This window comes from Lysobacter enzymogenes (assembly GCF_017168095.1).
GTDB lineage: Bacteria > Pseudomonadota > Gammaproteobacteria > Xanthomonadales > Xanthomonadaceae > Lysobacter > Lysobacter enzymogenes_D.
Window position 1 is genome coordinate 17,201 of sequence record NZ_LXSD01000615.1, and the last position, 18,235, is coordinate 35,435.

General features: G+C 70.6%; 19 protein-coding genes and 1 pseudogene. 9 read left to right on the forward strand and 11 right to left on the reverse strand.

The window, feature by feature from the left end; genetic code table 11:
* The first annotated feature begins 38 nt into the window (after positions 1–38).
* The 4 genes from cysT (at position 39) to hemB (ending at position 4,009) form a co-directional block, all read left to right on the forward strand.
* Entirely contained in the window at positions 39–902 is an 864-nt protein-coding gene (cysT, locus tag A7A76_RS23750) for a sulfate ABC transporter permease subunit CysT (protein ID WP_206413628.1), read from the forward strand.
* 64 nt (positions 903–966) lie between these two features.
* Positions 967–1,752: a sulfate ABC transporter permease subunit CysW gene (cysW, locus tag A7A76_RS23755; protein ID WP_428995231.1), complete on the forward strand. Its 786-nt coding sequence runs from the start codon at positions 967–969 to the stop codon at positions 1,750–1,752.
* 15 nt (positions 1,753–1,767) lie between these two features.
* A complete protein-coding gene (locus tag A7A76_RS23760; RefSeq protein ID WP_206413630.1) occupies positions 1,768–2,811 on the forward strand; it encodes a sulfate/molybdate ABC transporter ATP-binding protein in 1,044 nt (347 codons plus the stop codon).
* Positions 2,812–3,016: 205 nt separating this feature from the next.
* Positions 3,017–4,009, forward strand: coding sequence for a porphobilinogen synthase (gene hemB / locus A7A76_RS23765; RefSeq protein ID WP_206413631.1), 993 nt, complete (start codon positions 3,017–3,019; stop codon positions 4,007–4,009).
* A 24-nt stretch (positions 4,010–4,033) separates the two neighbouring features.
* Here the strand turns inward: hemB and A7A76_RS27095 are convergent.
* Positions 4,034–4,129: pseudogene (locus A7A76_RS27095) on the reverse strand (DUF6053 domain-containing protein); the annotation flags it as partial.
* Positions 4,111–4,491 (reverse strand): DUF6053 domain-containing protein, encoded by a 381-nt coding sequence (locus tag A7A76_RS23770; RefSeq protein WP_277425881.1) that lies wholly within the window; start codon positions 4,489–4,491, stop codon positions 4,111–4,113. The gene A7A76_RS23770 and the pseudogene A7A76_RS27095, both read right to left, overlap by 19 nt.
* Here A7A76_RS23770 and A7A76_RS27100 point away from each other — a divergent pair.
* The 4 genes from A7A76_RS27100 to A7A76_RS23790 all read left to right on the forward strand — a co-directional run bounded on the left by A7A76_RS27100 (position 4,412) and on the right by A7A76_RS23790 (position 6,973).
* The gene (locus tag A7A76_RS27100) at positions 4,412–4,855 is read left to right on the forward strand and encodes a DUF6053 domain-containing protein (protein WP_428995232.1); all 444 of its coding nucleotides are present in this window, start codon (positions 4,412–4,414) and stop codon (positions 4,853–4,855) included. The genes A7A76_RS23770 and A7A76_RS27100 overlap by 80 nt on opposite strands.
* Before the next feature lie 571 nt (positions 4,856–5,426).
* Entirely contained in the window at positions 5,427–6,296 is an 870-nt protein-coding gene (gene aroE / locus A7A76_RS23780) for a shikimate dehydrogenase (RefSeq protein ID WP_206413634.1), read from the forward strand.
* A 64-nt stretch (positions 6,297–6,360) separates the two neighbouring features.
* A complete protein-coding gene (locus A7A76_RS23785; protein WP_206413635.1) occupies positions 6,361–6,708 on the forward strand; it encodes a hypothetical protein in 348 nt (115 codons plus the stop codon).
* 10 nt (positions 6,709–6,718) lie between these two features.
* A complete protein-coding gene (locus tag A7A76_RS23790; protein WP_206413636.1) occupies positions 6,719–6,973 on the forward strand; it encodes a YkgJ family cysteine cluster protein in 255 nt (84 codons plus the stop codon).
* 16 nt (positions 6,974–6,989) lie between these two features.
* Here the strand turns inward: A7A76_RS23790 and A7A76_RS23795 are convergent, their stop codons facing one another.
* From A7A76_RS23795 to A7A76_RS23805, 3 genes are all read right to left on the reverse strand, one after another.
* Complete coding sequence (locus A7A76_RS23795; RefSeq protein ID WP_206413637.1) at positions 6,990–8,081, reverse strand: alkene reductase; 1,092 nt, start codon at positions 8,079–8,081, stop codon at positions 6,990–6,992.
* A gap of 62 nt (positions 8,082–8,143) precedes the next feature.
* Positions 8,144–9,211, reverse strand: a complete 1,068-nt coding sequence (locus A7A76_RS23800) for an L-dopachrome tautomerase-related protein (protein ID WP_206413638.1) — start codon at positions 9,209–9,211, stop codon at positions 8,144–8,146.
* 85 nt (positions 9,212–9,296) lie between these two features.
* On the reverse strand, positions 9,297–9,746 hold the full coding sequence (locus A7A76_RS23805; RefSeq protein WP_206413639.1) for a hypothetical protein: 450 nt from the start codon (positions 9,744–9,746) through the stop codon (positions 9,297–9,299).
* 122 nt (positions 9,747–9,868) lie between these two features.
* On the opposite strand from A7A76_RS23805, the gene A7A76_RS23810 reads away from it, so the two are divergent.
* Positions 9,869–10,777 (forward strand): LysR family transcriptional regulator, encoded by a 909-nt coding sequence (locus tag A7A76_RS23810; protein ID WP_206413640.1) that lies wholly within the window; start codon positions 9,869–9,871, stop codon positions 10,775–10,777.
* Positions 10,778–10,867: 90 nt separating this feature from the next.
* On the opposite strand, the gene A7A76_RS23815 is transcribed toward A7A76_RS23810, so the two are convergent.
* The 6 genes from A7A76_RS23815 to A7A76_RS23840 are packed head-to-tail and all read right to left on the reverse strand — an operon-like array spanning position 10,868 to position 18,234.
* Positions 10,868–12,088: an MFS transporter gene (locus A7A76_RS23815; protein ID WP_206413641.1), complete on the reverse strand. Its 1,221-nt coding sequence runs from the start codon at positions 12,086–12,088 to the stop codon at positions 10,868–10,870.
* An 8-nt stretch (positions 12,089–12,096) separates the two neighbouring features.
* Positions 12,097–12,936 (reverse strand): Rossmann-like domain-containing protein, encoded by an 840-nt coding sequence (locus A7A76_RS23820; protein ID WP_206413642.1) that lies wholly within the window; start codon positions 12,934–12,936, stop codon positions 12,097–12,099.
* Between the two features lie 37 nt (positions 12,937–12,973).
* Complete coding sequence (locus A7A76_RS23825; protein ID WP_206413643.1) at positions 12,974–14,251, reverse strand: ATP-grasp domain-containing protein; 1,278 nt, start codon at positions 14,249–14,251, stop codon at positions 12,974–12,976.
* A 25-nt stretch (positions 14,252–14,276) separates the two neighbouring features.
* Complete coding sequence (locus A7A76_RS23830) at positions 14,277–15,335, reverse strand: pyridoxal-phosphate dependent enzyme (protein ID WP_206413644.1); 1,059 nt, start codon at positions 15,333–15,335, stop codon at positions 14,277–14,279.
* Positions 15,332–16,273: a hypothetical protein gene (locus tag A7A76_RS23835; protein ID WP_206413645.1), complete on the reverse strand. Its 942-nt coding sequence runs from the start codon at positions 16,271–16,273 to the stop codon at positions 15,332–15,334. The genes A7A76_RS23830 and A7A76_RS23835 overlap by 4 nt, the downstream gene beginning before the upstream one ends.
* A gap of 23 nt (positions 16,274–16,296) precedes the next feature.
* Positions 16,297–18,234 carry a TonB-dependent receptor domain-containing protein gene (locus tag A7A76_RS23840; RefSeq protein ID WP_206413646.1) on the reverse strand — a complete coding sequence of 646 codons (1,938 nt, stop codon included), beginning with the start codon at positions 18,232–18,234 and terminating at the stop codon, positions 16,297–16,299.
* Position 18,235: the final 1 nt, after the last annotated feature.

Sequence of the window (18,235 nt, forward strand, 5' to 3'; positions counted from 1 at the left end):
CTCCTGCGTCCCTCAAAACTTCTGCCGCCCACCGCCACATGAGCGAGCAAGCCCTCCCATTGCCGGCCTCCGGTCGCTGGCGCCGTCCCCTGCCCGGTTTCGGGCTGGGCCTCGGCATCGGCCTGACCTGGCTCGGCCTCATCGTGCTGCTGCCGCTGGCGGCGTTGATCCTGCGTTCCGGCGGATTGGGCTGGGCCGGCTGGGCGCGCGCGATTTCCGATTCGCGCGTGATCGCCTCGCTCAAGGTCAGCTTCGGCGCGTCCCTGGTCGCGGCGATCGTCGCGCTGTTGTTCGGCGCGCTGATCGGCTGGGTGCTGGTGCGCTACCGCTTCCCCGGCCGGCGCCTGATGGACGCGCTGGTCGACCTGCCGTTCGCCCTGCCCACCGCGGTGGCCGGCATCACCCTGGCGGCGATCTACGACGAGAACGGCTGGGTCGGACAACTGGTCAAGCCGTTCGGCATCCAGCTGGTCAACAACTTCACCGGCATCGTCATCGCCCTGATCTTCGTCGGCCTGCCGTTCGCGGTGCGCACGGTGCAACCGGTGCTCGAAGCGCTCGGGCGCGAACAGGAAGAGGCCGCGATCTCGCTCGGCGCCTCGCGCCTGACGACGCTGCGCCGGGTGATCCTGCCGGAACTGCTGCCGGCGCTGCTGACCGGCTTCTCGCTGGCGTTCGCGCGCGCGCTCGGCGAGTTCGGCTCGGTGATCTTCATCTCCGGCAACCTGCCGTGGAAGACCGAGATCGCGCCGATGCTGATCACCATCCGCCTGGAAGAGGACGGCGGCGTGCCGGCCGCGATCGTGCTGGCGACCTTGCTGCTGCTGATGTCGTTCGCCTGCCTGCTGGCGATCAATGCCGCCTCGACCCTGTTCGCCCACGGGAACCGCCGCGATGGCTGAGCGCGACCCCCTGCAGGAACCGGCCTGGGTGCGCTGGACGCTGATCGGCCTGGCCGCGGCGGCGATGCTGCTGATCGTGGTGCTGCCGCTGTTCGCCCTGCTCGGCGCCGCGTTCGGCAGCGGCCTTGCGGTGTGGTGGAACGCGGTCGCCGAAGAGCACACCGTCGACGCGCTCAAGCTGACCTTGCTGACCGCGGCGATCGTGGTGCCGGTCAACGCCGTGTGCGGCGTGTTCGCGGCCTGGGCGCTGACCCGCTTCGAGTTCCGCGGCAAGCGCACGCTGCTGTCGCTGATCGACCTGCCGTTCGCGGTCTCGCCGGTGGTCGCCGGCCTGTGCCTGGTGCTGTTGTTCAGCCCGACCCACGGCTTCTTCAAGGATTTCCTCAACGCCCACGACCTCAAGATCCTGTTCGCCACGCCCGGCATCGTGCTGGCGACCTTGTTCGTGACCTTCCCGTTCGTGGTGCGCGAGCTGATCCCGCTGATGGAGCAGCAAGGCAGCGACGAAGAGCTGGCCGCGCGCTCGCTCGGCGCCAACGCCTGGACCATGTTCTTCAAGGTGACCCTGCCCAACATCAAATGGGGCCTGCTGTACGGCGTGCTGCTGTGCAGCGCGCGGGCGATGGGCGAGTTCGGCGCGGTGACCGTGGTGTCGGGCAACGTGATGGGCGCCACCAACACCCTGTCGCTGCACGTGGAGGTGCTCTACAAGCAGCTCGGCGGCGAAGCGGCGGCGGCATTCGCGGCGGCCTCGCTGCTCGCGGGGCTGGCGCTGGTGACCTTGGCGGTGAAACTGTGGCTGGAAACGCGGCACGGCGATGCGCTGGCGCAATCGCACCGGCGGCATTGATCGAACGGATACCCAATGGACCTGCATCTCAAAGCCATCGCCAAGCGTTACGCGAACGTGGCCGCGCTCGACGCGGTCGACCTGGACGTCGCCTCCGGCGAACTGGTCGCGCTGCTGGGCCCGTCGGGCTCGGGCAAGACCACCTTGCTGCGGGTCATCGCCGGCCTGCTGCAACCCGATTCGGGCCAGCTGCTGTTCGGCCACAACGACGCCACCGCGCTGAGCCTGCGCGAACGCAACGTCGGCTTCGTGTTCCAGCACTACGCGCTGTTCAAGCACATGACCGTGGCCGAGAACATCGCCTTCGGCCTGCGCAGCCGGCCGCGCGCGCGGCGGCCGGACAAGGCGGCGATCGCCCGCCGCGTGCAGGAACTGCTCGGCCTGATCCAGTTGCCCGAGCTGGGCGCGCGCTATCCCGAGCAGTTGTCCGGCGGGCAGAAGCAGCGCGTGGCCCTGGCGCGCGCGCTGGCGATCGACCCGACCGTGCTGCTGCTCGACGAACCCTTCGGCGCGCTCGACGCCAAGGTCCGCGTCGAACTGCGCCGCTGGCTGCGCCGCCTGCACGACCAGACCGGGCAGACCACCTTGTTCGTCACCCACGACCAGGAAGAAGCGCTGGAGCTGGCCGACCGCGTGGTCGTGCTCAAGGACGGCCGGATCGAGCAGATCGGCACGCCCGACGAAATCTACAGCGCGCCGGCCTCGGCCTATGTGTTCGACTTCATCGGCCGCGCCAACGTCATCGACGGCCAGACCGAGGGCGGCGAGCTGTCCATCGACGGCCACGGCCTGCGCCTGCCGGTGGACGTGCACAGCCGCAGCCGGGCGCGGCTGTACGTGCGGCCGCACGACATCGGGCTCGTCGGCGCGGGCGAAGGCCTGGCCGCGCGGGTGCTCTCCTCGCACCGGCTGGCCGAGCGCATCACCCTGGAATTGAACGTGGAAGGCCAGGCCCGGCCGCTGGAACTGGACCTGGTGGCGACCCCGGACGCGGTGACGCCGGCGCCCGGCAGCCTCGTCCACGTGCGGCCGCTGCGCTATCGGGTCTATTCGGACTAGCCGTAGCCCCTGTAGGAGCGGCGCGAGCCGCGACCGCGAAAATCGGCTTGCGGCGCGAGTTTGAAGCCCTGCGGTCGCGGCTCGCGCCGCTCCTACAGAGGCTCAGTGCCGAATACATGGCGGCCCGTTGCCGCAACCCACCGTCCCGCCCGCTGCGACCCGCGGCCGCAGGCCCCCGCCGCGCGCGGGAGTAGACTATGCCGCCATGAGCTACCCCTACACCCGCCCGCGGCGGATGCGCCGCGACGACTTCTCGCGCAGGTTGATGCGCGAGACCGTTCTTACCGCCAACGACCTGATCTACCCGGTCTTCGTCCACGAACTCGACGGCCGCGCGCCGGTCGGCTCGATGCCCGGCATCGAACGCCTGTCCATCGACGAGCTGCTGCGCGTGGCCGAGCGCGCCAGCGAACTGCGCGTGCCGGCGCTGGCGCTGTTCCCGGTCACCGCGCCGGACGCCAAGTCGCTCACCGCCGAAGCCGCGTGGCAGGACGACGGTCTGTGCCAGCGCGCGGTGCGCGCGCTCAAGCAGCGCTTCCCCGAACTGGGCGTGATCACCGACGTCGCGCTCGACCCGTACACCACCCACGGCCAGGACGGTTTGATCGACGACAGCGGCTACGTCATGAACGACGAGACCGTCGAAGCGCTGGTCAAGCAGGCGCTGTCGCACGCCGCCGCCGGCGCCGACGTCGTCGCGCCCAGCGACATGATGGACGGCCGCATCGGCCGCATCCGCGCCGAGCTCGAAGCGCAAGGCCGCATCCACACCCGCATCCTCGCCTACAGCGCCAAGTACGCCTCCAGCTTCTACGGCCCGTTCCGCGACGCGGTCGGCTCGGCCGGCGCGCTCGGCAAGGGCAACAAGTACACCTACCAGATGGACCCGGCCAACAGCGACGAAGCGATGCGCGAGATCGCGCTCGACCTCGACGAGGGCGCCGACATGATCATGGTCAAGCCGGGCCTGCCGTACCTGGACATCGTGCGCCGGGCCAAGGACGAGTTCGGCGCGCCGACCTTCGTTTACCAGGTCAGCGGCGAGTACGCGATGCTGCGCGCCGCGATCCAGAACGGCTGGCTCGACGAACGCGGCTGCGTGCTGGAGTCGCTGACCTCGATCAAGCGCGCCGGCGCCGACGGGGTGCTGACCTACTTCGCATTGGATGCGGCGCAATGGATGCGCGAGGCGAACTGAAGCCCGTCGTTTAAGTGTGGGAGGGCCTTGAGGCCCGACGCTCTTGTTCCAGATCACCGCGATCCGAACGAAGAGCGTCGGGCCTGAAGGCCCTCGCACGCTTAGAAGTGCAACAGACACACCGGTGCGGACGAAACCGGGCGCAGTCGCGACATCAACGCCAACGCGTCCTCGTTCCCGCCCTGCGCATGCCAACTCGCAAGAATCGAGTACGGACCCTCACAACCATCGCGCAGCGCCAGCAGCACGCAGGCATCGAGGAAGCGATCGTGGAGCGCGGACGAATGGCAGCCGACGAACGCGACATAATCCACGCCGTCGCCGATCCACTGCTCAACGCATGTCATGAGTTGGGGATGATCGTCGAGATCGGTCACGACCATCAGTCTTCGCTCGTAATTCATGATCGCCGCGATCCGAACGAAGAGCATCGGGCCTGAAGGCCCTCCCACATCATTTCGCCGCGCCGCCCACGCACCCATCCTTCCCCGTCGCCGCCGGCGCCGCCATCCGATAGATATCCTGCCGCCCCGCCTTCGGCGCCTTGGCGGTGCCGTTGAGCAGCAATTCGGTCGGCTTGCTCCAATCCAGCGACGGACCGAAGGTGAAATTCTCTTCGGTGTTGAACGACAGTTTCAGCGGAGCGGCATCGCCATAGCGCTGCCCGTCGCATTGCGCGACGAACAAGCGGAACGGTTTGTCGCCGTCCACGCTCTGCGAGCGGGTGAACACGATCGCGCGGCCGTCGCCGAGCCAGGCGGCGTCGAATTCGTCGGCGGCGGTGTTTACGCCCGGCACCGGGCGCGGGTCGACGAAGGCCTTGCCGTCCCAGCGCGCGATCCATAGGTCCTGGCCGCCGGCGCCGCCGCGGCCGTCGCTGGCGAACATCAGGTAGCGGCCGTCGCGGCTCAGCGTCGGCGCCCATTCGCGGCCGGCGGTGTTGACGCCGGGGCCGAGGTTTTCGGCCGGGCCGAAGCGGCCGTCGGGACGCACCGCGGCGCGGTACAGATCGTCCTTGCCGTGGCCGCCGGGGCGGTCGGAGAAGAACAGCAGCCAGCGGCCGTCGGCGCTGAAGTGCGGATCGAAGTCGGTGGCGGCGGTGTTCAGCGCCAGCGGCTCGGGGTTCTGCCAGCGGCCGTCGACCAGCGTGGCCTGCCACAGGTCGCGCCCGCCGGCGCCGCCGGGGCGGTCGCTGCCCCAGACGATGCGCCGTCCGTCGGGACTCACGCTCGCGCGCACTTCGCTGTGCGCGGTCGAGACCACGCCCATGCCTTCTATGCCGTATTCGTTCAGGGCCGCAGCGGGCGGGCTGGCTACGGCGCAGACGAGGAGTACACTCGGAATCCACCAGACCCTGGCGTGGCGCATGCGCGTCTTGCTCCCATCGGAAGGGTCACCAGTCTAACGAGGCGCGCCCATGTCGATCGATTCCAGTTCGTCCAGCCCGGTCCTGCGCTATGCGGTGTTCGGCCATCCGGTCGCGCATTCGCTGTCGCCGCGCATCCATGCGGCCTTCGCGCGCCAGTTCGGGATCGCGCTGGAGTACGTGGCGATCGACGCCGCGCCCGAGCGCTTCGACGTGGCCCTGGCCGAGTTCGCCGCCGAGGGCGGCCTCGGCGCCAACATCACCCTGCCGCTGAAGACCCGCGCGGCGGGCATCTGCACCCACCTGAGCGAGCGCGCCCGCCGCGCCGGCGCGGTCAACACCCTGATCCGCAGCGCGACCGGCTGGGAAGGCGACAACACCGACGGCGTCGGCCTGATCCGCGACCTCACCGAGCGCCACGGCCTGGACCTGCGCGAACGCCGCACCCTGCTGATCGGCGCCGGCGGCGCCGCGCGCGGCGTGGCGCCGGCGCTGCTCGACGCCGGCATCGGCGACCTGTACATCGTCAACCGCACCGGCGAGCGCGCCGACGCGCTGGCCGACACGCTCGGCCAGCCGGGCCGCGTGCATCCGCGTTACCTGGCCGATGTCGGCAACCTCGGCAACTTCGACCTGATCGTCAACGCCACCTCGGCCGCGCGCGAGCACGAATTCCCGAGCCTGCCGATGAGCCTGGCCACGCCGCGCACCGCGGCGGTGGATTTGAGCTACGGCGAAGCGGCGATCCCGTTCCTGGCCTGGGCCAAGGTCGCCGGCGCGCACGACCGCCACGACGGCCTGGGCATGCTGGTCGAACAGGCCGCGGAAAGTTTCGAGCGCTGGCACCGCCGCCGCGCCGACACCGATCCGGTCTACGACCTGCTGCGCCAGGGCGCGGGCACCCTGGTCACCGCGGACTGAACCCGCCCGCATCCGACGATGTTCCCGCGCGCGGCGACGCGCGCGCACCGGCAAGGAGCCGCGCATGACGTTCGAAGACTGGCTGCCCGCATTGGGCGCGCAAGCGGCGATGATGACGCCGAACCTGATCGCCTGCGCCGTCGGCGTGGTGCTGTGCCTGTCGTGGAAGCGCCGCATCGGCGTCGGCGCGGTCTATGCGGTGGCCGCGTTCTCGCTGCAGATCGCCGGCATGTTGCTGGGCCTGGCGGGGCAGGCCTGGATGTACAAGAGCATGGCCTCCGGCATGCCGGCCAGTTCGGCCGGGCTGTTCCAGTCGGTGATCGGCGGCGTGCACGTGCTGCTGTCGCTGACCGCCACCGGCCTGCTGATCGCCGCCGTGCTGGCCAGGCGGCCGGCGCCGCCGCAGAGCTGAGCGCGCGGCGATGCGCTGCCGCGACCGCTGCGGCGCCTGCTGCATCGCTCCTTCGATCGCCTCGCCGATTCCCGGCATGCCGCACGGCAAGCCGGCCGGCATCCCCTGCGTGCAACTCGACGACCAACTGCGCTGCCGCCTGTTCGGAAAACCCGAGCGGCCGCGCTTTTGCGCGTCGTTGCAGCCGCAGGCCGAGATGTGCGGCGACTCGCGCGAGGACGCGCTGGCGACGCTGATGGCGCTGGAGCGCGCCACCGCGCCGTAGCCGCGCACTTGCGCAGTTATCCGGCGTAGGTCGGATACGTTGTGTAGCCGCGCTCGTCGCCGCCGAACAAGGTCGCCGGGTCGAACGCCGCCAGCGGCCAACCGTGGGCATAACGCTGCGGCAGGTCGGGATTGGCGATGAACGGCCGTCCGAACGCGACCAGATCGGCCAAACCTTGGCCCAGGATGCGATCGGCGCGCTCGCGGTCGTAGCGGCCGGCGACGATCAGCGCGCCGGAATAGATCGAGCGCAGCTCGTGCCGGAACGAATCCGGCACGTGCGGCGCATCGTCCCAGTCGGCTTCCGACAGATGCAGATAGGCCACGCCGATGGCCTGCAGCCGCCGCGCCGCTTCCAGGATCGCCGGAATGATCTGCGGGCAGTTCATGTTGCGCGCGGTGATGTACGGCGCCAGCCGGATGCCGGTGCGCTGCGCGCCGACCTCGGCGGCGACCGCGCGCGTCACCTCGTCGAGGAAACGCACCCGGTTGGCGATGGAGCCGCCGTACTCGTCCTCGCGCACGTTCGAGGTGGTGCGCAGGAACTGATCGATCAGATAGCCGTTGGCGCCGTGGATCTCCACGCCGTCGAACCCGGCGGCGACGGCGTTGGCGGCGCCGCGGCGGAACTGCTCGACGACGCCGGCGATCTCATCGTGCCGCAGCGCGCGCGGCGTCGGGCAATCGACCATCGCGCCGACGCCGTCGCGCACGATCCACACCTGCGCATCCGGCGACAGCGCCGACGGCGCCACCGGCGGTTCGCCGTCGTGGAAGCTCGCGTGCGACATCCGGCCCACGTGCCACAGTTGCATAAAGATGCAGCCGCCTTCGGCGTGCACCGCATCGGTGACTTGCCGCCAGCCTTCGATCTGGGCCTCGCTATGGATGCCGGGCGTGAAGCTGTAACCCTGCCCTTGCGGCGACACCTGGGTGGCCTCGCTGACGATCAGGCCGGCGCCGGCGCGCTGGGCGTAGTAACGCGCCATCGCCGCGGTCGGCACATTGCCGGGCTGGGCGCTGCGCGCGCGGGTCATCGGCGACATCACGATGCGGTTGGGCAGCCGCAGCGGGCCCAGAGTCATGGGTTCGAACAAGGCGTGGCTCATGGCGTTCCTCGAGCGGTAGATCGAATACGGGAGCGGGGCGAAGTGGATGGCGATCCGTGCGCTCAGCGCGCACGGAAGCGATAGAGGTAGTACGGCGGCTTGCCGCCATCGGCGCCGCCGGTAAACGCCGGAGTGCGGTCGAGCTGGTTGACCGACATGTAGACCCAACCGTCGCCGCCGAGCGCGAGGTTGTCCGGCCATTGCAGGCGCGGATCGCGCAGCGCGTCGCGCAGCTTGCCGTCGCGGCCCAGGCGTACGATGGCGTGGCGTTGCAGGTCGGTGAACCAGTGCGTGCCGTCGGCGCCGGTGGCGACGCCGTCGCTGATCGGCTTCGGCCCGGCCGGCGCGATCGCCGCGGCGATGGCCGCATCGTCGGCGCCTTCGCGCAGCAGCCGCGCCGGCAAGCGATACCAGGTGGTGCCGTTCATCGCGCCGAAGTACAGCGTCTCGCGGTCGGCCGACAAGGTGATCGGGTTGATGCCCACCCGCGCGGGCTTGCCGCCGAAGTTCACCACCCGGCCGTCGATCGTCATGTCCACGTCTTCAGCCTGCAGCGCGGCGTGGCCGCCGAACCGGCGCGCGGCGCCGCTGTCGAGGTTCAGCGCGATGATGCCGGGGTTGGCGATGTCGGCCAGATACGCCCAGCCGCGCGCCTCGTCGATGGCGAAGTCCTGGACGAAGCTGCCCTTGGGCGCGATCTCGGCCGGCAGTTCGTACTTGCGCGCGAGCTTGCCGGTCTTGAGATCGAACGACCACAGCCGGGTCTTGCCGAGCTTGAGGCCCATGTCGATCACCCACAGCCGGCCCTTGCGGTCGACGCTGATGCCCAGCGGCGTGTCGAGCGTTGCGTCGGTCGCCGCGGCGCCGCCGTTCTGCACGCTCATGTCCGGATACGGCCGCAGTTGGCCGTCCACCGCTTCGGCCAGTTGCAACCTCGCATCGCCGAGCGGGTGGAAGGTGGCGAACACGCGGCCGTCGGGCGCGACGGCGACGTTGCCGGGGCGCACGTCGGAGACGGCGACCACTTGCAGGCGTTTGTCTTGCTTCAAGGCCTCGGCGGCGTGCGCGGCGGTGGCGGCGACGGACAACGACACCGCCGCGGCCAGCAGAGCGCGGGACAGGAATTTCATTTGGACAGTCCTTTTTCGAAATAGGCGCCGCGGTGGCGGCGCGTGTGGAAATGGAGGGCGCGGAAGTTGATGGAACGAAAGCAGATCAGGAGCCGCCGCGAGCCAGGCGGCTGCGATAAACGCCGTCGCCGGCATAGGCCGGATCCGCCGGCGCATCGAGCTCGATCACCAGCCCGCCCGGCAACGGCACGAACACCTGCACCTCGCCCTGCTCCGGCACCACCGCGATCTCGTGGGCGAGGCCGGCGGCACGCACGCGCTCGATCAGCGCCGCGGCGGGCTGGTCGGTGCGGAAGGCGATATGGCCCAGGCGCGGCTGCGGGTCTTGCGTGGGCGACGGCTGCACCAGATGCAGCCAGGCCTCATCGCCGCGGTACAGCCATTGCCCGGGAAACGGAAACGGCGGCCGATACCCCGGGCGCAGCCCCATCACGCCGCCGAACAGGCGCGCCAGCGCGGCATCGTCGGCGCGGCCGCGCAGATTGAGGTGATCGAAGCGCCAATGCGGCGAAGCGGTAAGGTCGGTGGCGCTCATGGCCGGTTCCGGAGGGCGACGGCATCAGGCTGACGCCTTGCCGGCGCGGCGGAAACCGGGCATAAGCCGGTTCTGTTTCAATCGACCTTTGAAAATAACCCTACGAACCTGGGGCGCCGCACATGAAGGCCTTCGCCGATCTCGTCCTGTTCGTGCGCGCCGCCGACGCCGGCAGCCTGTCGGCCGCGGCGCGCGCGCTCGACATCAGCCCGGCCGCGGCCAGCGCCACGCTCAAGCGGCTGGAAGCGGAACTGCACGCGCAGCTGTTCGTGCGTTCGACCCGCAGTCTGCGGCTGACGTCCGAGGGCGAGCGTTTCCTCCAGCACGCGCGCGAAGCGCTGCGCGCCATCGACGAGGGCGAGCAGGCGCTGCGCGGCGATCAGGCGACGCTGCGCGGCAGCCTGCAGCTGTCGATGCCGTCCGACCTCGGCCGCAGCCTGGTGCTGCCGTGGCTGGACGACTTACTCGCCGCGCACCCGCAGGTGCAACTGCGCGCCAACCTGTCCGACCACTTCGCCGACGTCTACCGCCAGCCGGTGGACGTGGCGCTGCGCTACGGGCCGCCGCCGGATTCGAGCCTGATCGCGCTGCCGCTGCGCGCCGACAACCGCCGCGTGCTGTGCGCATCGCCCGACTACCTGCGCCGCCACGGCGAACCGGCCGATCCGCAGGAACTGGCCGAACGCAATTGCCTGCGCATGCTGATCCGCGGCGAGACCCAGGACCGCTGGCGGCTGACCCGCGGCGACGAGGTGCGCGATGTGCGCGTGCGTGGCGACCGGGTCAGCGACGACGGCCACGCGGTCAAGCGCTGGGCGATCGCCGGGCACGGCATCGCCTTCAAGTCGTGGCTGGACGTGTCGCAGGACGTGCTGGCCGGGCACTTGCGCGTGCTGTGCCGCGACTGGCGCGGCGAGCCGGCGCCGCTGAATCTGGTCTGCCCCGACCGGCGTCTGCTGAGCCCGTTGGTGCAACGGCTGCGCGAATTCCTGCGCGAGCGTTTCGATGCGATCGCGCCGCCGCCCGAGTGAGCCGGCGAACCGACAGGCGAAAAAAAGCCCTCTCCTTTGCCGGAGTCCGGGAGAGGGCAACTGAAGCGACGGGGAAGGGAAAGCGGTGCGCTAGGCGGGCGCCGCGCGCTGGCGCAAGGCGCGGTGCAAGCCGAACGCGCTGAGCAGCCCGATCGCGCAGAACACAGCCCACGGCAACCACGGCCGCGCGCCGGACGCGGCCGCATCCATCAGCCAGCCGCCGGCGATGTTGCCCAGGCCGCCGCCGACGGCGAGGCTCAGCGAGCTCACGCCGAGGAACGTGCCGAGTGCGCGCGCATCGGCCAGCCCGGCGATCAGGGTTTGCTGGGTCGGCCGGGTCAGCACCGCGCCGACCGCGTAGCCGGCGACACAGGCGAGCAATTGCGGATAGGTCGCGGCCCAGGCGATGGCGCCGGTCGACAGCGCCATCAGCGCGATCCCGAGCACCAGCAACTGCGCCGCGCTCAACCAGCGTTCGAGCCAGCGCACAAGCCCGTATTGCAAGGCCACGGTGATGCCGGCGCTGAGCGCGAACATCGCGCCGACGCCGTCGACGCTGCCGGCCAGCGCCTGCGCCAGCAGCGGGAAGCTGATGTTGATCTGCACCGCCAGGAACCAATACAGCATCAGCCAGCCGACCAGGGCGACGAACGCGCGGTTGCGCCGCACCAGCCCCAGGCCGTGGCGCAGCGGCGGCGGTTGCGGCGGCATTTCGAACTTCGGCAGCAGCTTCAGCGCGATGACGAAGTTCAGCGCGAAGCACGCCGCCGCGGCCAGGCACACCACGCGGAAATCGAAGCGCAGCAGCGCCACGCCGAGCAGCGGCCCGAGCGTGGTCGCCACGCCGCTGATCCAGTTGCTGATCGCGTAATAGCGCGGCCGGGTCTGCGCATCGGTCAGCGCGGCGATGCTGGCCTGGTACGGCGCTTCGAACATCGCCCCGCCCAGCGCCGACAGCGCCATCGCCGCGAGCAGCAACGGCAGATCGGCGGCGAAGGCGAGGCTGGCGAAGCCGGCCGCGCGCAGCAGCACGCCCAGGCAGATCATGCGCCGCGCGCCGAAGCGGTCGGACAGCATGCCGCCGAGCAGCGCCAAGCCTTGCTGCAACAATTGCCGCACCGCCAGCGCCAGGCCGACCGCGGCGGCGGCCATGCCCAGGCTGTCGACGTAATGCACCGCCACCAGCGGCATCAGCATGGCGAAGCCGGCGACCATGAAGAAGGTGTAGACCAGCAGCCCGGCGAGCGCGCGCTTGCGCGCGGCGTCGTCGAGGCCGGGCAAGCCGGCGGCGGGCGCGGCGGAGGCGTTCATGCGCGGGCTCAGGCGGCTTCGCGCGCGCCGAGGCGTTCGGCCCGGTACAGATGGATCGGCGTCGGATCGGCGCTGAATTGCGAGAACGGGAACGGCTCGGCCGACACCGCGGCGACGCCGTGGCCGAGGAAGCGCGGCGCGATCGCGCTGCCGGTCTGCGCGTACACCACCAGGCCGATGCCGCGCTCGCGCGCGACTTCGACGATGCGGTCGAACGAACCGTTGCTCAAGGTCATGCCGGTGGCGATGACCAAGTCGGCCTGCGCCAGCACCACGTCCATATCGGCGATCACCTCGGTGCCATCGGCGGTGCGGCGCAGGTTGAAGTCGCATGGCAGGCAGGTGCCGCCGCGCGCCTGGATCGCTTCGACCAGCGGATTGACCACACCGATCAGGCCCACGCGCATGCCCGGCGCGATCTCGAGCAGGCCGGCGATCGCGGCGTCGCGCGCCTTGGCCCGCTCCAGCGGCGTGCCGTGCGGCAGCAGCAGGGTCTGCGCCTGCGCCTGTTCGCGGTGCGGATAGGCCAGGGCCAGATAGGCGTCGAGCGCGGCCACGCGCACCGCGGTGCGTTCGTCGCGCAACAGCTCGGCCAGGCTGCGGCCGGACAAGTCCTCGGCGATCGCCGATTCGAGCTGGTCGCGCTCCAGGCAGCAGCCGCCGAACGCGGACTGCGCGCGCAGCACCAGATAGTAGTTGCGGTACTTGGTGTCGGTGCCCGGGAACTGGGTGCTCTGGCGGACCCAGAACGCGCCGACCGCGTGCAGTTGCGCGGGGTCGGGGCCGTGGGCGCCGCGCAGGACGGCTTCGGTGAGGTCGGCGACGGTGCGGGGAACGGGCGGATTCATGCGCGGCTCGTGCAGTGTGCGAAAAGGGACGCCGCGATCAGGCGGCAGGGGCGATGGTTTCGTCGGCGTAGCGCAAGCGCAGCCCGGCCACGGCGCGCTCGGCATGTGCGCGCGCGTCCAGGCCGTGCGCGTCGGTGGCGATCACGTGGCCGAGATAACAGGCGTTGTCGATCGGCGCCGACACCTCGGTGCCGGCCACCGCGGCCAGGCTCCAGCGCGCGACGTTCGGATCGGCATCGAGCGCATCGGCGCCGTCGAGCGCGAGCGCGCGCCCGGCGCGCGGCGGCACCACGAACTTGATCGCCGCGCTGGCCACGCCGGTGTCGCGGCGCTGCAGGTCCGGTTCGCGGCCGAGCGCCAGTTCGATCTGCGCATCGAGCAGGTCGATGCCGGTGGCGCGCTGGATCAGCTCGGCGATGTAGTTGCCGCCGGGCCGCGGATTGATCTCGACGATGCGCGGGCCCTTCGAAGTCAGCTTGACCTCGGTATGGCTGAGCCCGTGATCGTGGCCGACCGCGGCCAGCGCGCCGCGCACCAGCGCTTCGACCTGCTGCGCCAGCTGCGGGTCCAGCCGCGCCGGGAACATGTGGCCGTCCTCGATGAAATAGGGAAAGCCGGTGAGGCTCTTGTCGGTGATGCCGATCACCGTGGTGCGGCCGCGATAAGTGCAAGCCTCGACGCTGATCTCCTCGCCGTCCATGAACTCTTCCAGCAACAGCAGCGGCACCCGCGCCTGCTCGCGGAAGTTGCGCGGGAACGCGGCCAGCGCGTCGAAGGATTCGCGCAGCTGCGCCTCGTCGCGCACCAGCTTGACGAAGGCGCTGGACGCCAGGTCGGTGGGCTTGACCACCAGCGGATAGCCGATGCGCGCCGCCTCGGTGCGCACCTGCTCCCATTCGCCGGCCACGGCGAACTTAGGGTTGGGCAGGAACGCGCGTTCGATCGCCTCGCGCACCAGGTCCTTGCGCCGCTCCATCACCACGTTGTCGGAGAACGCCTGCGGCAGGTTCAGCGCCTGCGCCACCTCGGCGACGGTGCCGATGTAGTAATCGCAGATCGTCACCACGCCGTCGAACTTCAGCACCTCGTGCTGGGCGCGCAGGAATTCGACCAGCGCCGTCGTGTCGTTGGTATCGAAGCTCAGCACGTTCTCGGCGTGCTCGATCACCGGATGGATCTCGCGCGACCGCGGATCCTGGTAGTGGCCGCGGTTGCGGGTGACGAAGGTGTAGCGGTGGCCGAGCCGGGCGATCGCCGGCGGGAAGATCCGGCCGGTGCCGCCGACCCAGCTTTCGATCATCAACAGATGCGCCATGGGGCGAAGCTCCGTGAAAAGGGATTCAGTGCGCGGCCGCGGGCTGCGCCGCGCTCGCGGAAACGGGAGAAAGCGCCGGCTCGAACGCGGCGCGGTTCCAGCGCATCGCCGACCACGGCAGGCGCAGCTGGTCCAGCCGTTCGACCGGCGCCGGCTGCAGGCCGTCCAGCGCCAGCGCCTCGTCGTAGCGCGCGAACACGCCGTCGACGTAGCGATGGCCGGTGTCGGCGGCGAGGAACACCACGTTGCGCCCGGGATGCAGCCGCGCCTCGCGCTGCGCGACCAGATAGCAGCAGCCGCTGGACAGGCCGGCGAACAGCGCGTGCTCGCGCAGCAGCGCCACCGCGCCCGACAGCCCATAGTCGAACGAGACCCAATGCACCTGGTCGTACAGCGCATGGCGCACATTGCGGAACGGGATCGAGCTGCCGATGCCGGCGATGATGATGCCGGGGTCTTCGATGTGCTCGCAGCCGAAGGTCATGCTGCCGAACGGCTGCACGCCGATCAGCTCGACCTCGCCGGCGCGCTCGCGCAGCGCGCAGGCCAGCCCGCCGGTGGAGCAGCCCGAACCGACGCCGCCGATCAGGCTCAGCGGCGCGCCGCGCACGCCCTCGGCGATCAGTTCGGCGACCGGCTCATAACCGCAGTAATGGATTTCGTCGTGGTACTGCTGCATCCAGTGCAGTTCGGGGTCGGCCGCCATCAGCTCGCGGATGCGCGCCACCCGCAGGCTCTGGTCGAGCTTGAGCGTGGCCTGCGGTTCGACCTGCTCGACCGTGGCGCCGAGGATGCGCAACTGCACCATCAAGGTCTTGTCCACGGTCTTGGAACCGACGATGCGGCACTTGAGCCCGTACTTGTGGCAGGCCAGCGCCAGCGCGTAGGCGTAGATGCCGCTGGAGCTGTCCATCAGCGTCGCGCCGGGGCGGATGCGGCCGCTGGCGAGCAGGCGCTCCACCGCGACCAGGGTCGAATAGACCTTCATCGTCTCGAACCGCGCCACATACAGGTTCGGCCCCAGCCGGACCAGGTCGGGCGCCTTGATCGCATCGGCGATGTGGGCATGCACGGCCGCGCTCATGGCCCGGCCTCGATCATCCGGCATTGCCGGCCGAGCCCGGCGAAGAACGCCGACAGTTCGCCCAGCCGCGCCGGATCGGGCCGTTGCGCGAACAGATAGCCGATCAGGCTGCCGGTGTGCGCGACCACGACGCCGTCGGCACGCAGTTCGCGGCGATGGCGCAGCAGCATGTCCAGGTGCGGCTTCGGCGTCACCCACTGCGCCAGCTGCGCGCTGCGCGTGGCGACTTCGCAGATCGCCGCGGCGTCGTCGCGCTCGAACGCCTCCAGCGCCAGTTGCAGATGCACGCGGTAGGAGGACTCGTGGCGGCGGTAGTGCCGCAGCAACGGCTCGGCCAGCTTCTCGGTCTCCACCGTGCCGCCCTCGTCGATATAGCAGGCGTGCAGGCGCGGCGCCGCCGCGAATTCGCGCAGCACGCGCTGGCGCCCGCTGAGATACAGCGCGTAGCGGTCGAGGAACACGCTGTCGGAGCGTTCGATGCCGCGCAGCAGCTCGGTCAGCGCGTCCAGCGGCGTGTGCAGCGCGAACACCCGATCCAGGCAGCGCACGGTCGCGACCACGTCGGCGGTGGAGCTGGCCATGCCCTTGCCGACCGGCAATTCGCTGTCGTGGCTGAAGCGCCCCGGCGGCAGGGTCTTGCCGTGCAGGCGCAGGTACGCCTCGATCGCGCGACGGCACTTGTCCTTGCCGTCCAGATCGCGTTCGAGCTCGCCGTCGTCGCCCGGCAGGAAATGCATCCAGCTGTAGCGCCGCACCGGCAGCGAGATCAGGCCGATGTGCAGTTCGCCGTCGTGTTCGCACGGCCCCTGCCACAACTCGCCCAAGGTGCCGTGGCATACGCCGCTGTAAGCCGCGCGCAACGCGGTTTGCGGCGCCAACGCGGCCGCGTCCGCGGGCTCGCGGCGCGCAACCTCCTTCGATTCGTACCGTTGCAGCATGCGCATCTCCCCGAGCGCGACGATCAACCGTCGAAATCCACCGTCAGCTGCGCCACGTAGCGGCGCCCGTCGATGAGGCCGAAACTGTTGTTGCCGTAGATGTTCCAGGTGAAGGTGTCGCCGACGTTCGCCACCAGCAGGCGCAGGCTCGCCGGGGCTTCGCCGAGGCGGAAGCGATAGCGCGCGCCGACATCGACCAGCGCGTAGGCCGGCACCACGTTGCGTCCGTCGCGCGAGGCCACGCGCTCGCCGTAGCGGCTCATCGAGGCGTCGAACGACCAGCCCGGCAGCGCGGGCGGGCGGTATTCGAGATCGGCGCGCAGCAACTGCTCGGTCTGGCCGATCGGCCGGTCGCCGACCCGGCCCAGCCGCACCGCTTCGCCGCTGACCCGCGGCCGCATCAGCACCGCGCCGGCCACCAGCGTCCAGTGGTCGGCGGGCTTGCCGCTCAGGCTCAGCTCGATGCCGCGATGGCGCACCTCGGCCAGCGGCCCGAACACGTTGTTCTCGTCGGTGGCGAAGTACGGCTTGCGCACGTCGAACGCGCCGGCCACCAGTTTCAGATCGTCGCCGAGCTTCCAGCGCAATCCCGCATCGGTCTGGCGGGTGCGGATCGCCGGCAGCGCCTGATTGCGGTTGGCCGCGTCGTCCGGGGCGATGCCGCTTTCTTCGAGTCCGCGCGTGTGGCCGGCGTACAGCGCCAGGCGCGGGCTCAGCTGCAGCGACACGCTGGCGCTGGGCAGCCACGGGTCGTCGCGGCTCAGCGCCGGCGCCGCGCCGGGCTGCACGATGCGCTTGCGGTATTGGCTGCGCTGGATGCCGAGGTTCCACTCGCCGACCTCGCGCCAGCGCCCTTCGTAAGCCAGCCCCGCGGTCCATTGTTCGACCCGGTCGTGGGTGCGCTCGCCGAATGCGAATGCCTCGGGCCGCGGCTGCGGCCGCGGTTCGCCGAGCGGCCGCCAGCCGTAATCGATCGCCGGCGCCGAGCCGCCGTATTCGCTGTCCACGCCGCGCCCGCGCACCGCCGCGTGCAGCACGTGCAGGCGCGGGCCTTCGCGGAAGCTGCGGCTGAGCCGCAGTTCGCCGCTGGTGGAGGCGTAGCGCTGGCGCGGATCGGCGACCACGCGCTCGCGGGTCAGCCCGTCGCGGGTGGTGTCGGAGAACAGCTCGGCGAAGCCCTGCGGCTGGTTGTTGATCGAACGCACCACGCCGCCGGCGAAGGCCCAGTCCGCGCCGATGCGCGCCTTCGCCAGCACGCCGAAATTGCGGCTGTCGTATTCGTTGTCGCTCCAGCTCTGGCCGAAGTGGCGGCGGCGCTCGATCTTCGGCGGCCGGTACGGGCCGGCGGTGAGGATGGTCGGCGCCACTTCCTCGTCGCGGCCGCGCGAGATGCTCCAGAACGGCAGGATCTCGACGTTCTCGCTCGGCCGCCAGCGCGGCACGAAGCCGGCGCGCACATAGCGCGCGTCGGCGCCGTCGTAATACTCCTCGCGCGCCAGCGCCAGGCTGGCGGCGATGCCCAGGCGGCCTTCGATCAGCGGCAGGCGCGCGTCGAACTCCAGCGCCGGCGCGCCGTAGGCGTTGAGCGCGGCGAGCACGCTGAGCACGCGCTCGTCGCCGGCCTTCTTCAGCCGGTAATCGACGATGCCGGTCGGCGCCGGGAACGGATAGTTCAGCGCCGACGGGCCGACCCGGATCGTCGAGCCTTCCACCAGCGCCGGCGGCACCGTGCCCTGGCGGTCGAAGTAGATGCCGTCCATGCGCACGTTGCCGGCGTCGACCGGCGAGAAGCCGCGCACTTGCCTGGCGCTGTACAGGCCGATGGTCTCATTGCCGAGCGTGGCGCCGAACGCGTCCTCGGCCGCGGTCACCGCGTTGTCGCCGACGCGCTGCGCCGGCGCCGCCGCCGCGTACAGCAACAACGCCGCGCCCAGGCGGTATGCGGATGCGTGCGCGCGCATG

Coding starts and splice junctions, on each gene's coding strand:
- A7A76_RS23805 (WP_206413639.1), bottom strand. CDS start 9,746: ATGAGCGCCACCGACCTTACCGCTTCGCCGCATTGGCGCTTCGATCAC.
- A7A76_RS23760 (WP_206413630.1), top strand. CDS start 1,768: ATGGACCTGCATCTCAAAGCCATCGCCAAGCGTTACGCGAACGTGGCC.
- A7A76_RS23800 (WP_206413638.1), bottom strand. CDS start 9,211: ATGAAATTCCTGTCCCGCGCTCTGCTGGCCGCGGCGGTGTCGTTGTCC.
- A7A76_RS23795 (WP_206413637.1), bottom strand. CDS start 8,081: ATGAGCCACGCCTTGTTCGAACCCATGACTCTGGGCCCGCTGCGGCTG.
- A7A76_RS23810 (WP_206413640.1), top strand. CDS start 9,869: ATGAAGGCCTTCGCCGATCTCGTCCTGTTCGTGCGCGCCGCCGACGCC.
- A7A76_RS23815 (WP_206413641.1), bottom strand. CDS start 12,088: ATGAACGCCTCCGCCGCGCCCGCCGCCGGCTTGCCCGGCCTCGACGAC.
- A7A76_RS27100 (WP_428995232.1), top strand. CDS start 4,412: ATGATCGCCGCGATCCGAACGAAGAGCATCGGGCCTGAAGGCCCTCCC.
- cysW (WP_428995231.1), top strand. CDS start 967: ATGCTGCTGATCGTGGTGCTGCCGCTGTTCGCCCTGCTCGGCGCCGCG.
- A7A76_RS23825 (WP_206413643.1), bottom strand. CDS start 14,251: ATGGCGCATCTGTTGATGATCGAAAGCTGGGTCGGCGGCACCGGCCGG.
- aroE (WP_206413634.1), top strand. CDS start 5,427: ATGTCGATCGATTCCAGTTCGTCCAGCCCGGTCCTGCGCTATGCGGTG.
- A7A76_RS23790 (WP_206413636.1), top strand. CDS start 6,719: ATGCGCTGCCGCGACCGCTGCGGCGCCTGCTGCATCGCTCCTTCGATC.
- A7A76_RS23835 (WP_206413645.1), bottom strand. CDS start 16,273: ATGCTGCAACGGTACGAATCGAAGGAGGTTGCGCGCCGCGAGCCCGCG.
- A7A76_RS23840 (WP_206413646.1), bottom strand. CDS start 18,234: ATGCGCGCGCACGCATCCGCATACCGCCTGGGCGCGGCGTTGTTGCTG.
- cysT (WP_206413628.1), top strand. CDS start 39: ATGAGCGAGCAAGCCCTCCCATTGCCGGCCTCCGGTCGCTGGCGCCGT.
- hemB (WP_206413631.1), top strand. CDS start 3,017: ATGAGCTACCCCTACACCCGCCCGCGGCGGATGCGCCGCGACGACTTC.
- A7A76_RS23830 (WP_206413644.1), bottom strand. CDS start 15,335: ATGAGCGCGGCCGTGCATGCCCACATCGCCGATGCGATCAAGGCGCCC.
- A7A76_RS23770 (WP_277425881.1), bottom strand. CDS start 4,491: ATGGGTGCGTGGGCGGCGCGGCGAAATGATGTGGGAGGGCCTTCAGGC.
- A7A76_RS23785 (WP_206413635.1), top strand. CDS start 6,361: ATGACGTTCGAAGACTGGCTGCCCGCATTGGGCGCGCAAGCGGCGATG.
- A7A76_RS23820 (WP_206413642.1), bottom strand. CDS start 12,936: ATGAATCCGCCCGTTCCCCGCACCGTCGCCGACCTCACCGAAGCCGTC.